This window comes from Bacillus sp. SJS, from assembly GCF_000732485.2.
In the GTDB taxonomy this organism is placed as follows: Bacteria; Bacillota; Bacilli; order Bacillales; family Bacillaceae; genus Metabacillus_B; species Metabacillus_B sediminis.
This window is the reverse complement of the sequence record NZ_JAQV02000017.1, coordinates 17,547-33,299: the sequence shown is the minus strand read 5'-3', so window position 1 is coordinate 33,299 and position 15,753 is coordinate 17,547. Positions and strand designations below refer to the sequence as shown.

General features: G+C 43.9%; 14 protein-coding genes. 3 read left to right on the top strand and 11 right to left on the bottom strand.

The window, feature by feature from the left end; translation table 11 throughout:
- Positions 1–9: 9 nt before the first annotated feature.
- From AS29_RS09940 to AS29_RS09925, 4 genes are all read right to left on the bottom strand, one after another.
- Entirely contained in the window at positions 10–870 is an 861-nt protein-coding gene (locus tag AS29_RS09940) for a carbohydrate ABC transporter permease (protein ID WP_082883805.1), read from the bottom strand.
- Entirely contained in the window at positions 870–1,721 is an 852-nt protein-coding gene (locus tag AS29_RS09935; RefSeq protein WP_035406540.1) for a carbohydrate ABC transporter permease, read from the bottom strand. The genes AS29_RS09940 and AS29_RS09935 overlap by 1 nt, the downstream gene beginning before the upstream one ends.
- Positions 1,722–1,781: 60 nt before the next feature.
- Complete coding sequence (locus AS29_RS09930; RefSeq protein ID WP_035406544.1) at positions 1,782–3,044, bottom strand: ABC transporter substrate-binding protein; 1,263 nt, start codon at positions 3,042–3,044, stop codon at positions 1,782–1,784.
- 65 nt (positions 3,045–3,109) lie between these two features.
- Positions 3,110–4,345 (bottom strand): ROK family transcriptional regulator, encoded by a 1,236-nt coding sequence (locus tag AS29_RS09925; protein WP_035406546.1) that lies wholly within the window; start codon positions 4,343–4,345, stop codon positions 3,110–3,112.
- A 197-nt stretch (positions 4,346–4,542) separates the two neighbouring features.
- On the opposite strand from AS29_RS09925, the gene AS29_RS09920 reads away from it, so the two are divergent.
- Entirely contained in the window at positions 4,543–4,998 is a 456-nt protein-coding gene (locus AS29_RS09920) for an HIT family protein (protein ID WP_035406550.1), read from the top strand.
- 229 nt (positions 4,999–5,227) lie between these two features.
- Here AS29_RS09920 and AS29_RS09915 read toward each other — a convergent pair whose 3' ends face one another.
- The 5 genes from AS29_RS09915 to ssuD form a co-directional block, all read right to left on the bottom strand.
- Positions 5,228–6,055 carry a carbohydrate ABC transporter permease gene (locus AS29_RS09915; protein ID WP_197491598.1) on the bottom strand — a complete coding sequence of 276 codons (828 nt, stop codon included), beginning with the start codon at positions 6,053–6,055 and terminating at the stop codon, positions 5,228–5,230.
- On the bottom strand, positions 6,055–6,978 hold the full coding sequence (locus AS29_RS09910; RefSeq protein WP_082883807.1) for a carbohydrate ABC transporter permease: 924 nt from the start codon (positions 6,976–6,978) through the stop codon (positions 6,055–6,057). Before AS29_RS09910 ends, AS29_RS09915 begins: the two co-directional genes overlap by 1 nt.
- A gap of 110 nt (positions 6,979–7,088) precedes the next feature.
- Positions 7,089–8,396 (bottom strand): ABC transporter substrate-binding protein, encoded by a 1,308-nt coding sequence (locus AS29_RS09905; RefSeq protein WP_035406553.1) that lies wholly within the window; start codon positions 8,394–8,396, stop codon positions 7,089–7,091.
- Between the two features lie 121 nt (positions 8,397–8,517).
- Complete coding sequence (locus AS29_RS09900) at positions 8,518–9,753, bottom strand: ROK family transcriptional regulator (RefSeq protein WP_231889924.1); 1,236 nt, start codon at positions 9,751–9,753, stop codon at positions 8,518–8,520.
- A gap of 471 nt (positions 9,754–10,224) precedes the next feature.
- Positions 10,225–11,280 (bottom strand): FMNH2-dependent alkanesulfonate monooxygenase, encoded by a 1,056-nt coding sequence (gene ssuD, locus AS29_RS09890; protein ID WP_035406558.1) that lies wholly within the window; start codon positions 11,278–11,280, stop codon positions 10,225–10,227.
- 258 nt (positions 11,281–11,538) lie between these two features.
- Here ssuD and AS29_RS09885 point away from each other — a divergent pair, with 258 nt between their 5' ends.
- Positions 11,539–12,504: an acetylxylan esterase gene (locus AS29_RS09885; RefSeq protein WP_035406561.1), complete on the top strand. Its 966-nt coding sequence runs from the start codon at positions 11,539–11,541 to the stop codon at positions 12,502–12,504.
- A gap of 181 nt (positions 12,505–12,685) precedes the next feature.
- Here AS29_RS09885 and AS29_RS09880 read toward each other — a convergent pair whose 3' ends face one another.
- Positions 12,686–13,036 (bottom strand): YlbF family regulator, encoded by a 351-nt coding sequence (locus tag AS29_RS09880; protein WP_035406564.1) that lies wholly within the window; start codon positions 13,034–13,036, stop codon positions 12,686–12,688.
- Positions 13,037–13,135: 99 nt separating this feature from the next.
- Complete coding sequence (locus tag AS29_RS09875; protein ID WP_035406567.1) at positions 13,136–14,272, bottom strand: DUF445 domain-containing protein; 1,137 nt, start codon at positions 14,270–14,272, stop codon at positions 13,136–13,138.
- Between the two features lie 115 nt (positions 14,273–14,387).
- On the opposite strand from AS29_RS09875, the gene AS29_RS09870 reads away from it, so the two are divergent.
- Positions 14,388–15,749, top strand: coding sequence for a YheC/YheD family endospore coat-associated protein (locus AS29_RS09870; protein WP_035406570.1), 1,362 nt, complete (start codon positions 14,388–14,390; stop codon positions 15,747–15,749).
- Positions 15,750–15,753 lie beyond the last annotated feature (4 nt).

Genomic DNA, 15,753 nt, shown 5'->3' with positions numbered 1-15,753 from the left:
AATCCCTCCTTATTTAACTGCACTCCCCAGCATTCCTGAAATAAACTGTTTCTGTAGGACGAGGAAGAAGATAATGATTGGAATTGTTGCTATGGAAACACCCATCATCACTTGTCCATAATCAATGTACGATAATCCCATTAAACTGGAGAGAGCTACAGGGAACGTGTGCATGGATGAATCATTCAATACAACGAGCGGCCATAAAAAATTATTCCACTGAGTCATGAATAAGAAAATGGATGCAGCCGCAAGAGATGGTCTCATTGCAGGCATGACGACCTTTGCGAAAATCTTTAATTCGCTCGCTCCATCAAGCCGTGCGGCCTCAATCAGCTCAGTCGGAAAAGCAAGGAAATTCTGGCGCAGCAGAAAAATCGCAAATGGATAACAGATTTGCGGGGCAATGACCGCAAAATACGTATTCAGCCATCCAGCTGAAGACATCATTTGAAACAGTGGAATTAGGGTTGCCTGATAAGGAATCATCATGGATAGCAGAAAGGCAGTAAAAATCAGATTTCTGCCTTTGAATTCAAACTTCGCCAGCGCATAAGCTGCGAGAGAACATACAATCAATGCTGAAACCACATACAGCAGGGAAACAAATAATGAGTTAAATAACACTCTCGATATATCAATCGCAGAATTCAGATTCTGATAGTTCTCCACGAGCTTCGTTCCGGGAAGCATCGTAGGAGGATTCGTAAACATTTTCCCGGATTCATTCGTAGACCCGATGAACATCCAGTAGAAAGGGAATATTGAGATGACTAGGAAAATACCCAGCAGTGCATACATTCCTATTTTCTGCGGAAGCTTCCTGTTCTTTTTTTCCTGGGTCATAGGTACACTTTTTAAGGCTTCCATTATCGATCACCTGCCACTTTGAATTGGATAAAGGTCAAGATTGCCACAAGTACAACTACCACGTAAGCAATGGCGGAAGCATAGCCAAATTGGAAATATTCAAAACCGTTCTGATAAATGTAAAGTCCAAGTGTCATCGTTGAATCTGCCGGTCCGCCTTTAGTCAGGTTAAATGGTTCATCGAACAATTGCAGCGTGCCGATCGTACTTAATGTACCGGCAAACAGGATGACAGGCTTTAACTGAGGGATGGTGATATGAAAGAACTGGCGTATCTTTCCTGCTCCATCCAATGATGCTGCTTCATAAATTTCCTCAGGAATATTTTGAAGCGCGGCAAGAAAAATGACCATGTTGTAGCCTGTCCATCTCCATGTCATCGCAAGAATTATTGATGCCTTTGCCCAAAATCCATCAGACAGCCAGGGCACGGCTGCAATCCCAAGGTAGCTCAACGCGTTGTTGATAATCCCTTCCTCCTGCAGCATGATCGAGAAAAGGATGGAATAGGCTACAAGAGACGTTACAGCTGGAAGGAAGAAGGAAACCCTGAAAAATCCTTTCAGCTTTAAAAGCTGGCTGTTCAATGCCCCTGCCAATACGATTGCGAGCAGCAGCATGAGCGGCACCTGAAAAATGAAAATGATAAACGTGTTCTTTAGCGCTGTCCAAAAAATTTCGTCATTAAAGAGACGAATATAGTTGTTTAATCCGTTAAATGTATAAGCTCCTGCCTCAAACTTTTGAAAGCTTAAGATAAAGGAAGCCACGACCGGATACACAGTAAAAATGAGAAACAAAACCAGTGCCGGAGCTAAAAACCAATAAGGAAACAATCGTGAACGACTCATTTGCAATCCCGCCTTTTGTAGAAAGAGCTAACTGCATTAGCTCTTTCCAGAATTTTCACCTTACAGCATCCTGTTTTTCAAACGCTTTTGAGCTGCTTTAAATGCTTCTTGGATTGAAAGCTTTCCTCCCGTTGCCTGGGACTGCGCCTTCACCGCTTCATCCTTGGCGTATGGAAAATCGCCTGTATAATTAACGGATGGAATGTCTGTCATCTGATCGGCCAATGTTTTCCATACAGCCTGTCCGCCAAAGAAGTCCACTCCATTTGTGAATACTTCTTCATCATAAATCGTAGTCAATGAAGGAAAAAGCCCGCCATTCATTGCTTCAATCTGAGTTTGTTCATCCGTTGAAAAGTACTCCAGGAAGTCATACGCCGTTTCCTTATTTTCTGAGGATTTCATGATCGTATAGTTGCTTCCGCCGAGGTTTGAGGCGCGGTTTCCACCTTCCTCAAATGCCGGTAAAGGGATGACTCCCCATTTGCCAGCCGAATCTTTCCCCTGCTGGGTAATCGAGCCTGCAAGCCACGCGCCAGAAGGAGCTGTCGCTACGTCACCTTGAACCATGGAGCTGATCCATGCGTCCCAGCCAACTGTATTTTTCACAAGATCCGCTTCTTTCAGCTGCTTATGAACCTCCATGGCTTTGACTGACTCTGATGAAGTCAGATTCGGCTTTTCATTTTCATCAAAATAAAAGGTCCCTTGCTGATTCAGCATCATTCGGTAAAGACCGTCATCCCCGTTTAAATCAAGTCCGATCATATCCTTGCCGGTCTTCTCTTTAATCGTTTTTCCAGCTTCAATAAAATCTGTCCATGTTTTCATATCCTCTGCGTTAACTCCGGCTTTATCGAATAGATCTTTTCGGTAAAAGACCCCGGTTGGACCCGCATCAAAAGGAAACGCATACATATCTCCGTCCTTTGAGACTAAATCTCTTTTAAACTCTGGAAACATGGACTCTTTCTTTTCATCAAATCCCTGCTTTGATAGATTCAGGAAGGCATCCGGAAAGGAATCAATATAGCCTTGAATGCGGTCATCCTCCACCAGAACAATATCCGGAAGGCCCTGTCCGCCTGCAAGCAGCCCAGTGGTCAGTTTTTGATACACATCGCTTGTACCCATTTCAACAATCTCAAGATCAAACTCTGGATGATTTTTCTGATATCGCTTCTCAGCAGCTTCCAAAACCGGTACGTTAACGTTCCAGACCCAGGCTGTTAATTTATTTGGGTTATCAGCCTTGCCAGAACATCCTGCCAGAAGTCCAATCCCCATTATGAGACACAGAAATACGCTCCATTTTTTTTTCATAATTTCCCTCCTATGATTCTGGCTATATAGTTACTTAATTAATTTATGAAACAAACTATTTAGATTTATAAGATCTCTTTTTGGTTTTGGTATTGCACAGCAAACATTTCTGCAAGCACGAGCGTTGCTGCTCCAATCAAAGCCGCCTCATCTCCAAGGCCGGACTGAACAATCACTGTTTCCTTAGCTTCCTCATCCAATGCCCTCTGTTTTACGACTTCCCTAATAGGATCAAGCAAAAAGGGACCAGCTTTTGAAATTCCCCCGCCGATAATAATTTTCGAAGGATTCATAATATGGATCAGATTTGTTACAGCTGTACCGATGTATCTCCCTGCATCACGGAATATTTCAATCGCCAGCTCATCCCCTTGAAGTGCAGCTTTGTGCAGCAATTCACCGCTGATTTTGTTCTCGTCTCCATTGATCAGGTCCGTAATTAACGTTTTTCTGCCGAAGGAAATTTCCCTCATGGCTGCCCGCTTCAGTCCATCATGTCCTGCGACCGTCTGAAGGCATCCATAATTGCCGCAAGTGCATTTCGTGCCGTTTAAATCTGCGACCGTGTGCCCGATTTCCCCTGCCAGTCCATGGCGGCCTCTGAATAATTCATTGTTCATCAGGATTCCTGCCCCAATTCCATAGCCGACATTGATGCAAATCAGATCCTCTGCTCCAACACCATTGCCAAACCAGGATTCACCCAGAGCCATTGCCCTTGCGTCATTTTCCACCCGTACCGGGACAATCAATTCCTCTTCAAGCCTCTCCTTCAGAGGGATGTTCTTTAAGTTAAGGTTAGGTGCAAACAAGGCTACCCCCTTAGAAGAGTTCACTATTCCATGCATGCCAATTCCGATGCCGATCAGCTTATCCTTCGGGATGGCTGCTGTCTCTACAAGCCGAAGAATCTCACGGATAATAATCTGAACAAAGTCCTCCTCCGTCATCGAATCATCAATCGGAATCGTATTCTGAAGCACAATTTGCGCTTCCAGATCCGTTAGGGCAAAGCGGATTTTACTTACTCCTACATCAATTCCTGCAACGAAAAAGTTCCTGGAATTAATTCTTAGGATAATCGGCTTTCTCCCTCCGCTGGAAGGGCCCTGCTGACCTTCAACTACCAGTCCATCGTTCAGCAGTTCACTGGCGATATTCGTAACGGTAGGAGGAGTCAGCTTCGTTTTTTTGGCGATTTCCGCTCGTGAAATCCCTCCCGTTGACCGAATAATATTTAATATCAAAGACCGGTTAAGCGATTTCATTAATTGAAAGCTTCCGACAAGATGGCTCGCCATCCATTCATCCTCCCTGCTGCATATACAATCAATTAATTCCTCTTACAGAAAATTAATTAATTTAATTATGTTTTTGCGAAAGCACTTACATGTATTATGGCAAGCGTTTTCATATTTTGCAAGACTAAATCAGATATTCATATTACAATTGAATTAAGGTAAATATTAGCATTTTATTTTGATGGGAGAATGAATATATGTCCTGTTTAATCTGCGAGAGAATCCAATGGATAGAAAAAGAGAAAAATCCTTATTTCGTTGCCGAACTCGATACCGGTTATGCAGTAATCGGAGACCATCAATATTTCAAAGGCTACAGCCTATTCCTCTGCAAAGAGCATAAAAGCGAACTGCATATGCTTCGTCCAACATTTAAAAGAACATTTTTAATGGAAATGAGCTTGGTTGCAGAAGCGGTTCAAAAAGCATTTGGAGCTGAAAAGATGAATTATGAACTGCTTGGAAACGGGGATTCTCATATGCATTGGCATTTATTTCCCAGGAAGGAAAACGATGCCCCTATAAAAGGACCCGTATGGTGGGTAGACCGGGAAGACATGTTTGCTGAAGAAGTAAAGCCTGCAGAAGATGAATTGGAAAAATTGAGAGATAGATTAAGAGCGGAAATAGAGCGGCTGATTACTGCAAGGTAAATACGAATATGAAAACCCGGAAACGCTCAAAGCTGAATTTCCGGGTTTAGGCTATGGTAAAGGATAGTGTTGATTTTTTGACACCTGTTGATTGGAGCGGAAAGCGAACGCCTGCCAACTGCAATCAACAGCCAAGTTTAACAGAGCTTAAAAGAAAGACTGATTGGAGCTGCAGCCATAACCAAATTTAAAAAAGTAAAAATTGCTTTCTGTTTGATAGATAATATGTTTATTCTTTAACAGAGCTCCCAAGCATGCCGGATATAAACTGGCGCTGCAGCAGCAGGAAGAAAATCATAATCGGCAGGGTGGAGATGGCGGTTCCCATCATCAGCTGCCCATAATCAACCTTCGACAGGCCAATCAGACTTGATAATGCGACTGGCAATGTGTACATTTCCTGCTCGTTAAGGATAACAAGCGGCCAAAGAAAATTGTTCCATTGAAACATAAACAGGAAGATGGCGACCGCTGCAAGAGACGGCTTCATTGTCGGCAAAACAATCGTAAAGAAGATTTTAAATTCCCCTGCGCCATCCACTCTAGCTGCTTCCAGCAATGAGTCAGGCAGCGCCTTCATATTTTGCCTCATGAGGAAAATGGCAAAAGGATAGGCCAGATTCGGAAGAATAACAGCCTGATAGGTATTGATCCACCCGAGAGCAGCCATCATTTTAAACAGCGGAATCAGCGTCACATGATACGGAATCATAATGGCCAATAACAGAACAAAGAAGATGGCATCTCTTCCTTTAAATTTGAACTTGGCAAAAGCATAGCCTGAAGCAGAACAGATCATCAGGGCCAATGCTGTATAAATGAGTGTTATCGTTAATGAATTCCCCAGAACCTTTAGGATACCAATGGATTCATCCAGGTTTTTAAGGTTCGTCCATAGCTCGCTGCCAGGAAGGAAATTCGGCGGAACTTTGAAAATCTCGCCGCTCGTATGGGAAGCTCCGATCACCATCCAATAAAACGGACCGATGGAACAAATGACACCAGCAATTAGTAGGGCATACAGCAATATTTTCGAGATGTTCCTTTGTGTTTTCATCAGTCCTGATCACCTGCGACTTTCATCTGAATCCAGGAGAGGATCGCAATCATAATCACAAGCACATAAGCTATAGCCGATGCGTAGCCGAAATCGAAGTATTTAAAACCGTTTTGGTACAAGTACAGAGAAATCGTTAACGTGGAGTTATTCGGTCCGCCTTCAGTCAGGATAAACGGTTCATCAAATAACTGCAGAGTTCCGATTGTGGAGAGTACGAAAGTAAACAAAATAATCGGACGCAGCTGCGGGATTGTAATATAAAAGAACTGCCGGACCCTGCCAGCGCCGTCAATGCTTGCCGCTTCATATAAGGATTCAGATACATTTTGAAGTCCGGCGAGGTAAATCACCATATTGTAGCCTGTCCACCTCCATGTGATGGCTATCATTAAGGCAACTTTGGACCATGTAGTACTCGTCAGCCAGCCGACCTTTTCCATTCCCAGCAAGGAAAGAAAGTAGTTGATGATTCCATAATTTTCATCCAGCATGATCATGAAAACAATGGAATAAGCAACGAGTGCTGTGATGGCCGGCATAAAGTAGGAAATCCGGAAAAAAGCCTTCATTTTGACAAGCTTTGAATTCAGGGCTGCGGCAAGAATCAGGGCCAGGAACAGCTGAATCGGAACCTGAATAATTAAGATGAAAAACGTATTTTTCAAGGCTGTTAAAAAGAGCGGATCCTTAAATAGCCTTACATAATTTTCTAAGCCGACAAATGCCATCCCGGCCCCGTCACTTTTTTGAAAGCTCATAATGAACGATGAAATAACCGGATATACCGTGAATAAACAGAAGAGAATCACGGTAGGTGCAATGAGAATATACGGGAAGTTTTTCGGTGTAATCCAATTTTTCTTATACGCCTTTGGTTCATAGACCTGCTTGGCAGCGGTCTCTTTCTGAAGCTCTGCCATATTGAAATCCTCCTCTCGGGACATCTGAATGAAACGCGTTTGTTCATTAAATTTAGGAACGGGGTAAAGAAGAGGGCTGCCCATGAACAAGCAGCCCTCCCTTCTATATCTTACTTATTGATTTCGCGTTTCGATTCATTTGCCAGCTGATCAGCAGCTGCTTTCAGTGCCTCAGCCGGGTCCTTCTTATCAAGAAGAGCTGCAGCCTGAGCATCTGCTGCATATTTCAGTCCGCGAGGGTAATCATTCGTATAATTGGCCGGAGGAATATTTTTCACTTCATCTGCAAACATACGGAAGATCGGCTGATTGTTAAAGAAAGCAACCGGTTCATCAAAGTATTTGTCTTCGTATGTTTCAAGCAGCGATGGGAAGATTCCGTATTTTTTAAGAACGTTCACTTGCGTATCTTTATCTGTCGTGAAGAATTCAGCAAATGCGTAAGCTGCGTCTTTATTTTTGGAGGCAGCCGGAATGACGATATCCGATCCCCCAAGATTGGCATCCCGGTTTCCGCCGGCTTCAAATGCGGGAAGCTTCATTACATCCCATTTCCCATCAAGCTCCTTTGCCTGTTCCATTATGGTTCCGGTATACCAGACGCCGAAAGGCACAGTTGCCACAGTTCCGTTTACAGTCGCCGTTACAGTTCCATCCCATCCGTCCACATTAGCAACCAGCTTGTTTTCCTGCAGCTTTTGAATCATGGACATCGCTTTTACGGATTCATCAGACTGGAAGTCAATGTTGCCTTTATCATCAAAATAGAAAGCACCTTGCTGATTCAGCATCATCCGGTACAGTGCATCATCCTTCGCAATATCCACTGGTACCATGGCAGAACCTGTTTTATCTTTAATCACTTTCCCCGCTTCGATGAAATCATCCCACGTTTCAATCGATTTCGGATCTACACCCGCTTTTTCAAAAATATCAGTTCTGTAAAAAACGCCTGTCGGCCCGATATCCCATGGCATGGCTACGAACTTTCCATCTTCGTTTTTAGCTGTAGCTATTTTTGATTTCCCGAATTTATCTTCATATTTATCAAACCCTTTTTCAGAAAGATCCATGAATCCTTTCGGGAACTGCTTTTTATAGTTATCCAAACGGTCGCTTTCTACCATCAGGACATCCGGAAGTCCGGCACCGTTGGCAGCAAGCCCGACTGTGAGCTTATCGTATAAATCCAAGCGCCCTATATCCTGGACTTTCACTTCCACATCCGGATATTTTTTCTTGAAATTTTCTACTGCCAATTCCATTGAGCTCGCTGCAACATTCCATCCCCAAACGGTAATTTCTCCTTTAGGCTTTCCGCCATCCCCAGCGGAACCGCCTGATCCCTGTGAGCTGCATGCAGACAGCATCCCCACTGTCAAGACTGCAGCCATCAATAATGACCATACCTTCTTCATATAAATCCCCCTTTTTTGTATCCGCTTTCATTTCTCCCAAAGTGAATCGTGTTACTTAATTAAATAATATAACGAACTACTATTAAAATAGCACACTTTTTTTCAAAATGTAAGGGCTTTCTTATACGGTTTGTCTCCTATTTTCATAGTTTAATGAAAACATATCCTCCAGGATTAATGTAACAGCGCCGACGAGTCCTGCACGGTCCCCAAGACCTGATTCTACGATGATCGTTTCCCTTGCCTCTTCACTCAGCGCCCGTTTTCGAACGACTTCCTTAAGAGGCTCCAATAGAAATGGTCCTGCTTTTGATATGCCGCCTCCAATAATGATTTTTGGCGGATTTAAGACGTGAACAAGATTAGAAATGGCTGCCCCGAGGTATTTACCGGTCGTTTGTAATATTTCAATCGCCAGATCATCCCCTGATTTTGCAGCCTGATGGATAATTTTCCCGCTGATTTTGTCAACGTCTCCTTCAGTCAGCTCAGAGATAAGGGTCCTCCTGCCAAGAATGATTTCCTTCATGGCTGCACTTTTTAACCCGTCGTGGGCCGTAAGAGTTTGGAGACATCCATAGCTTCCGCACGTACACCTTGGTCCGTTTAAATCAACGACCGTATGGCCGATTTCACCCGCCAGGCCATGCCGTCCCCTAAACAGCTTGTTGTTCATAATAATACCTGCACCAATCCCATATCCAACGTTGATGCAGATGAGATCCTCAAAGCCAATGCCGCTGCCGAACCATGCCTCGCCAAGCGCCATAGCCCTCACATCATTTTCAACCTTTACCGGGATCATAAATTCTGCCTCCAGCATGCTTTTCAGCGGGATGTTTTTCATATTAAGATTTGGGGCAAATATGGAAATTCCCCGCTCGGCATCAACGATTCCATGCATGCCAATTCCAATTCCCATTATCTTCGTCCTTGGAATATCCGCCTTATCCGTAAGGGTATAAATCTGCTTAATTATCAATTTGACAAGCTCTTCTTCTGTCATTCTTTCGCTGATGGATACGATGCTTTTCATAAGGATCTCCGCATTTAAATCTGTAACGGCAAAGCGGACTTTTTTAACCCCGACATCCACCCCTATGATATAAAAATTCCGTGAGTTGATTCTCAGCATGATAGGCTTTCGTCCTCCGCTTGAAGGTCCGGTCTGGCCTTCTATAACTAATTCCTCGTTCAAAAGTTCATGAACGATGTTTGTAACGGTAGGCGGAGTGAGCCTCGTTTTCTTCGCAATTTCTGCCCTGGATATCATCCCTGAAGAACGAATAATATTCAGAATCAGGGACCGGTTTAGGGATTTCATTAATTGAAAACTCCCGATTACATGATTAGCCAACCGTTTTCCCCCTCTTTAAATAAAGCCATTTACGACTTTTTTATATCATGAAGACTCTCAGCACAGCAGTGTCCAGTAAACTTGTGGAAAACCCGCAAACCTCTTGTCTTTTAAAGGTATACCAGGTGTTTATAAAATAAGGCACTGTTAACTTTGGCTGTTGATTTTGCAGCTGGCAGGCGTTCACTTTCCGATCAATCAACAGGTGTAAATTAATCAACATAAAGCTTAACATTGTCAAAAGAAAAATTGGCCATCCGAAAATGAAATGTCTCTTGCCAATCATATCGATTTAATGTTCCGCCGATCCCCCTTCGTTAATTAAGTTAATTTTCCAAGGTAGTTATGTAAGCACTTACATTTATTATCGCAAGCGTTCCTGATTTTGACAAGAGGCTTTCTGTAGCGCTGCCATCTTTTAACTCAGACTAAAGAAAAACCCGCAGTGCTGCGGGTTTTTTAGCAATAACGCTATTTATTAAGTTTCGGAAACACAAGCTCTGCGAATCGATAGGCTTCTTCCAGATGAGGATAACCGGATAGTATGAATGTATCCACACCAGCCTCCTCGTATTCTCTCATCCGTTCTGCTGCAATGTCAGGGTCGCCGACGATTGCTGTTCCCGCTCCTTCGCGTGCGAGCCCAATTCCAGCCCATAGATTAGGAGAAATTTCGAGATTGTCCCGCAGTTTGGAGCCGCCGTGCAGAGAAGATTGCGTTCGCTGAGCAACTGAATCGAAGGAAGCATGACGCTCCTTGAAAGCCCGGATGGTTGCATCATCTACATGACTGATCAGCCGTTCAGCAGCATCCCATGCTTCCTGTTCCGTTTCTCTGACAATTGCATGCAGCCGAATACCAAAGGTGAGTGTTCGTCCTACAGCAGCTGCCAACTTCTTCATCTCTTGAATTTTTGCTTTAATTTGATTCGGCGGCTGACCCCATAACAGGTAAACATCCGCATGTTTCGCTCCAACCGCTTTCCCTGCTGGAGATGATCCGCCGAAATATAGCGGTGGATACGGCTTCTGTACAGGCAGCTCCGGTATATGAGCACCCGTTACCTCCAGATGTTTCCCTTTGTAATCTACTTGATTGCCTTCCATTACTTTTCTCCAAATATCCAAATACTCATCCGTTACTTCATATCGTTCATCGTGGCTATGGTAGCTGCCAAACCCTGCCTGCTCTGCAGGGTCACCGCCTGTCACAACATTCAAAAGAAGGCGGCCGTCTGAAAAATGGTCGAAGGTTGCAGACATTCTTGCAGACAGGGTTGGAGACATGAGACCAGGCCTGAGGGCAATCAGAAATTTTAATTTATTTGTGACAGAGGCGAGGTAGGAAGCGGTTACCCACGAATCCTCACAATTTGCCCCTGTCGGTAATAAAGCACCATCATATCCAAGGTTGTCCAATGCACTTGCAATTTGCTTTAAGTAGGTAATCTCAGGTTTTCTTTCTCCCGCACGTGTTCCTAAATAATGGCCGTCTCCAGCTGTTGGAAAAAACCAGAATAAATTCATGATGTACCCCTTTCTCTCACTGATGAGAACTGCCTGTTTCTCTATAAAAATATGATTTTTACCGCAAGGACATGACCCTGCAATGCAAAAACCCCTGCTTATAAATGTGTGAAGGCGGGGGTTTTCAGTTCTCTCATTAACCTTTTATTCTATAGAACTATTGTAAAGTTGATAATTCCGATACGTCAAGTAAACAATCTGAAAAAGCAGGAAATTCAGTTTTCAGCGAGAAACATGGTGATAGGAAGGTGGTAAACAATGAACGCTTTGGAAAAACAGATCGAGCAGCTTTTGGCTTATTCAGCTGCGCCTACAATTTCGCTGGAAAACCTATCTGCTTTTTGGAAAAGGAATCTGGAAAAGTTTAAGGAAACGCCCGTTGATGCACGCTTTTCACAGACTGCTGATCTATTTCCTTCGGTTGATATTTATCCTGCTGTTTTTTACGGCTTTGATGATACGCCGCTGAACGCCCAGCTCCTTATCCCCCGTTTTGCAAAGGATGAGCAGCTGCCTTGCGCGATTGTCTTTCACGGATATGGGGACAGCAAAGGCATGCCTGAAAAACACGCGGCTCTTCTTTTATTGGGGGTCGCCGTATTTGCAGTGGATGTAAGAGGGCAAGGAGGCAAAACCGGAAACCATTTGACCAGTTCATACGGAATGACGTCCGGCTGGATTACACAAGGAATTTTGGATCCTGAGACTTCCTACTATCATGCGATTGTCATCGATGCAGTAAGAGCGGTGGATGCAGCTGCCTCCCACCCCAGAGTAGACGGAGGCAGATTGTTCACTGCCGGTCTCAGCCAGGGCGGCGGACTTGCGCTGATGACGGCTGCATTAAGCGGCGATAAATTAAAATTTGCATCTGCTGCTCTTCCCGGGATGTGTCACATGGATCTAGGGATCATGAAATCTTCCGGGTCACTTAGCGAAGCCGCTGCTTTTGTCCAAAAACACCCTGAACATCTCAGTCAGATCCTCTATACGCTGAGCATGTTCGATGTGCTGAATCACGCTCATGCTATTACGGTCCCCGTACACATACAAGTAGGATTAAAGGATCCGGTCTGTGTTCCAGAAAGCATTCTTGCTGTTTACAATAGGATCTCATCCCGTAAAAAGCTTGCGGTTCATCCTTTCACCGCTCACGAAATGACCGAGCACGTGCAGCGGCGGATGCTGGAGTATGTGAAGGATGAACTTTTTGGGGAGATATAGAGGTTTTTAATAAAATAGGATGGAAATTACGGGTGGATCGGATTTTTTGCTGATAATCGTAATTGCTGACTTTTTACCATTATTTGCTGACTAAGCCCTTCCAGCAGGGCTTAGTACAAGAATCACCAAGCACCCATTCAAAAAAAAACGCCCTCCAAGGAAGGCGATTTTCTTATATTGATTATTCCACCGCACCATAAAGGTCTTCAAGCGGCTTCATAATGATTTTGTTGAGTTCGGCGATGACCATGCTCATGCGCTGTTCGGCTTCCATCAGCTGGGCGATGGTTTGGTGCTGCTGGACAAGTGCAACCGATTTTTGCGCCTGGTCCACTTCTTCTTGTGAGATTTCCTGTCCGGACATTTGCTTTTGCTGAAGTTTCAGCTGGATGTCACGGAAGTTATCAAACATATTTTTTGCTGCTTCATCTGCGTTCACTTGATCATAAAGCGCTCTAAGCTGCTTGTATTCTGTGCTTTCGCGCAGTGCTTTTTCCAGGTTGCCGGCTTCTGTGTAAAGGTTCTCTGACATGTGATCGCCCTCCTTTAATTTCGGTCCTCGATTCGGACCCCTACCCACTATAACAGAAATCGATCTGATTTTCATGGATGGCGGAGGCCCGCCTTATAATTACCCCTGAAATACCGCGATAAAAGCCTGGATGATCCCAATTAGTCCTCCGAGAAGAGCACCTAAATAGGTAATCATTTTCAGCTCGCTGCTTGTTATAGATAACACCATTTGCTCGAGTCTTTGAGTGGAAAATGTATCTACCTGCTCTTTAACGATCTGCTCGATGTTGAGTTGATTCATCAGAGTTTCCATGTTGTTTGTTAAACCGCTGATTGCCATGGAAACCATGTTCGGGATAAAGGTTTCGCGAATGGAATGATGGTATGGCGCTGTCATATCAAATACAGTTTTTCCATACCAGTCTTTTATTCCAAGAGAGCGAATAGCACGGTTTTTCAGCTCAGCTGCAGCTTCATCCATTTTCAGCTTCTCTTGAACTTCCCCGAATTTCATTTGCTTCGCTTTTTCCCATTCATTTGTAATCAGGTCGGAGATGAATGCCTCTGTTTCCCCGTTTTTCAAAAACTTTATCAGCTCAGGCTGTACAAGTTCAGAGAGATTCATATTGCCTGTAAACATTTGAATCATGCTGCCGAGGCGGCCGCGTTCTGCAAGAAAATCATCGATCATGTTTTTAATGCGATTTCTTCCCTCGAAGCTTTCAAAATACTGGATGCCTGATAGAACGATATAATGGGCAACCTCTTTTGCTTTTCCGTCGAGCTTCGCTTCAAGTGCTGGAGGCATCATTTGCGATAGCGTTTTTTCCCGGCTTTCCGCTTCAAATTCTCTCCACTTGCTTTCAATCATTGAAACAATCAGCTTTTCCGTTTTTTCATCTGCCTTTTCAACTCCGGCTTTTTCTAAAACCTCCAGGATTGTCTGATTTTGATTCATCCATTCAAACACCATTTTTTCTGCCCAGTTTTCCAGCGCTTGTCCGAAAGAGGAATCGATGATTTTCTTTTTAAGGCTTTCTGCAGTCAGAAGGTGTTCAATCACCATTTTCCCCATCTGCTCAGCCATCTGGTCTCTTCTTTTCGGTATGAGGCCTGGTGTAAAAGGAAGTCTTTTTCCGAATACATAGACCGGATTATACGGTCTGAAAAGCATTTGGATCGCAAGGTGGTTCGTAATTCCGCCAATTGCGGCTCCAATACCGATCATAAAAATAAAAGTCCATAGCACGCTCATTCTAACACTCCATATCTTCACATACTTTTCGTCTTCTCCATAAACTGCTGATAAGGACATCTGCCTAGAACAAATTATAAGTCTAGTTACGCCATTCGGCAAATGAGGGATTGCGATGAAATGGATGAAAACCGATATTTTTTTTCACGAGGATTCGGAACCTTCCGTAAGAATCAGCAGCGGACTGCTTAATCGATTTGGCCAGTTCTCACCTCCCAGATGGAGCTTCCTTTCGATTGGAAGGAATAGAGTCAAAGTCCGCCTCGTAATTATAGATGATAAGAGTTTTTTCCTTTCCATTTCAAAAACGGCTCTTGAGGCCGCTTTTGTTCCGGAATGGCTAGTGGGAGGACAGAGCTGGTCAATTTGTATGGAAGCAGAAGGAATTAGGATTGGCCCCATATTTGCCCTGCTTACAGATATCCGGTCTGCTAAAGAAAGCATTGCACTTGGAAATATGGAGGATTATTGTGTAGAACTCGCGTCTTATTGCGAGGAAAAAGGCTATCTCTTTTATCTTTTTTCATTGAAGGACTGGAAGGATAAGCATGTGAGCGGATGGGTCCGGCATAAGGAAAAATGGGTCAGGACGTTTTTGCCTTTTCCTAATGCTGTGCATAACCGTCTTCACCAAAGGAGAACGGAGCTCGATGTTCGGTTTGCGGCATTCACGGATGAACTTCAGCAGCACAATATTCCCTATTTTAATCAGCGTTTTTTGAACAAATGGGAAGTCCATCAATGGCTGGAGGCTGATCCCGTTTTACTCCCCTATGTTCCGGTTTCAAGAAAGCTTGCTTCTAAACGGGATTACGAATTGTATACTGCTTCCTACACTGACTTTTTTGTAAAGCCAATCTATGGCAGCCAAGGGAAAAAGATCTTCCGGATCAGGGAAACGGATGAGGGCTATTTACTGGATGATACCTCTTCAATTGACCCGGCTGCTTCTTTCAAAAATACGGATGAAATGTTCAGGCACATGTATCCCCGCCTCACAAAGGAACCTTATATGCTGCAGGAGACGATCCGAATCATTACGTATCATAGTAAGCCAATGGATTTCCGCATCCTCTGCCATAAAAAGAATGATCACGACTGGGCGGTCACTTCTATGACAGCTAGGGTGTCATCCGAGAATACGTTCGTTTCAAATCTCTATCAAGGCGGTGCGGCATTTCCTGTAAAAAAAATCCTCGAAGAGCTATATGGGGTAAAAAAGGGGCGGAACATCCGGAATTTGCTTGCTGAGCTTTCCCGGGAAATCTGCCTCGCGGTTGAAAGGAACTCAAATGGCTGCTATGGCGAGCTTGGAATTGATTTAACCCTTGATCAGGATGAACGGCTTTGGCTCATTGAAATTAATTCAAAGCCCTCCAAAAGCAGTGAATATATTCCCGGACAGATGAAGGTTAGACCGTCTGCAAAGGCTGTAGTGGACTATGGAATTTATTTAAGTAAGCTGAATGGGGTGTGAAGAG

Coding starts and splice junctions, on each gene's coding strand:
- AS29_RS09940 (WP_082883805.1), bottom strand. CDS start 870: ATGGAAGCCTTAAAAAGTGTACCTATGACCCAGGAAAAAAAGAACAGG.
- AS29_RS09935 (WP_035406540.1), bottom strand. CDS start 1,721: ATGAGTCGTTCACGATTGTTTCCTTATTGGTTTTTAGCTCCGGCACTG.
- AS29_RS09930 (WP_035406544.1), bottom strand. CDS start 3,044: ATGAAAAAAAAATGGAGCGTATTTCTGTGTCTCATAATGGGGATTGGA.
- AS29_RS09925 (WP_035406546.1), bottom strand. CDS start 4,345: ATGGCGAGCCATCTTGTCGGAAGCTTTCAATTAATGAAATCGCTTAAC.
- AS29_RS09920 (WP_035406550.1), top strand. CDS start 4,543: ATGTCCTGTTTAATCTGCGAGAGAATCCAATGGATAGAAAAAGAGAAA.
- AS29_RS09915 (WP_197491598.1), bottom strand. CDS start 6,055: ATGAAAACACAAAGGAACATCTCGAAAATATTGCTGTATGCCCTACTA.
- AS29_RS09910 (WP_082883807.1), bottom strand. CDS start 6,978: ATGGCAGAGCTTCAGAAAGAGACCGCTGCCAAGCAGGTCTATGAACCA.
- AS29_RS09905 (WP_035406553.1), bottom strand. CDS start 8,396: ATGAAGAAGGTATGGTCATTATTGATGGCTGCAGTCTTGACAGTGGGG.
- ssuD (WP_035406558.1), bottom strand. CDS start 11,280: ATGAATTTATTCTGGTTTTTTCCAACAGCTGGAGACGGCCATTATTTA.
- AS29_RS09885 (WP_035406561.1), top strand. CDS start 11,539: ATGAACGCTTTGGAAAAACAGATCGAGCAGCTTTTGGCTTATTCAGCT.
- AS29_RS09880 (WP_035406564.1), bottom strand. CDS start 13,036: ATGTCAGAGAACCTTTACACAGAAGCCGGCAACCTGGAAAAAGCACTG.
- AS29_RS09875 (WP_035406567.1), bottom strand. CDS start 14,272: ATGAGCGTGCTATGGACTTTTATTTTTATGATCGGTATTGGAGCCGCA.
- AS29_RS09870 (WP_035406570.1), top strand. CDS start 14,388: ATGAAATGGATGAAAACCGATATTTTTTTTCACGAGGATTCGGAACCT.